At 40.0% G+C, this 1,251-nt stretch carries 2 protein-coding genes; both read right to left on the bottom strand.

What is annotated here, in order from left to right; all coding sequences use genetic code 11:
• Nucleotides 1-155: 155 nt before the first annotated feature.
• Nucleotides 156-995, bottom strand: a complete 840-nt coding sequence (locus H3R33_RS09035) for a hypothetical protein (RefSeq protein WP_198185745.1) — start codon at nt 993-995, stop codon at nt 156-158.
• Nucleotides 996-1,018: 23 nt separating this feature from the next.
• On the bottom strand, nt 1,019-1,251 hold a 233-nt coding region (locus H3R33_RS09030), incomplete at its 5' end, for a hypothetical protein (RefSeq protein ID WP_198185743.1).

Below are 1,251 nucleotides of genomic sequence, written 5' to 3'. Positions count from 1 at the left end.
TGGCTGTGTTGGTGCCATTGAGATTGTCACTGCCACCCATGATGCCGGTAATCGCACTCGCACCGCCAATGATCCCGGTATGGATCATGCCGCTGGCTATCTTGTCTATGTCCGTCGTGTCGTCATATCCATAAGAAAGAAGAATGGTTTAAATATTATTGAGTATTATCAGTGACTTTGGTTACTTGAAATAAAGGTTGACTGATTTGGTAAATTCTTTTTTTACCCAGCAAGTTGGGATATTGATACAACACCGATGAAACCAAATGATCTTGAATATATGCTGGATCAGGAGAATTAGTTGTCATGGAACCTACACCATGAAAAATCGTTTCATAAATGTCTTTATATTTAAGTGAGTCCGTTATATATTTATCGGGCATAAATTTATCAGGATAAGTACACAAATTTGTACTAAGTGAAGTATTATTACATATATAAAGTGGACTTTCCTTATTAACAGGTCTTACTAGACTGATTCTAAATATAATAGTATTCATGGTGACTTCATCGACATGATTTGTCCACATGGTGGTTGCTCCTGTACTTGGATCGCTAGAATATGGCACTTCAGATATAAATCTTTGTGTATAGGTATCAATTATTCCTGCGTCAATTAAAGCAAATACGGTTGGTTTTCCTCCATGTGTCATGGCCTGTTTTTCATTACCCTGGCTATCAATCCATTTAAATTTTTTAGATTTACCACTATCTCCACCATCTAATCCTGTATCTGTTAACTGATAGCCTAAATCTTGGAGCTTTTCTTCAGTATCCATTTTTGCTGTTAAAAATAAAGTAGCTATATCGCCATTTTTTCTCCAATCTGGATCATAACTTCTTGCCTTGGCAACATATTTTGTCAAGCTTTCCGGAACAACGACCCTGATTACATCATCCGTTTTGGAAAGGGGTTTCGCTGTCCCTTGAGTATTCCATATTCTTGTATAAAATATGTTAGGACCACAGGCAGTTAGAGATAAACACAGCATCATTAAACTAGCCAAAGAATAAAGTCTCATTTTGTATCCCCTTTCTTTTCAATCCGCTCCGGGTTCCTGTCAGCCTGTTCGGCTTTGGGTTTCGGCCCCGCTTTACCGGCCGGCTTTTTGCCTTTGTTTTTACCCTTCTCAATTTTGGGTGCGTTTTGGGCAAGTCCTGTCAGGCCACCCGTGATGGCGTCAATGGCTGTGTTGGTGCCATTGAGATTGTCACTGCCACCCATGATGCCGGTAATCGCACTCGCACCGC

The organism is Commensalibacter sp. B14384M2, from assembly GCF_016101865.1.
In the GTDB taxonomy this organism is placed as follows: Bacteria; Pseudomonadota; Alphaproteobacteria; order Acetobacterales; family Acetobacteraceae; genus Commensalibacter; species Commensalibacter melissae.
Note: the sequence above shows the minus strand (reverse complement) of the source record. Positions and strands in the feature narration are given on the sequence as shown.

Bases quoted from the DNA above. Each gene is read 5' to 3' on its own strand.
- H3R33_RS09035 (WP_198185745.1), bottom strand. From the start codon at position 995: ATGATGCTGTGTTTATCTCTAACTGCCTGTGGTCCTAACATATTTTAT.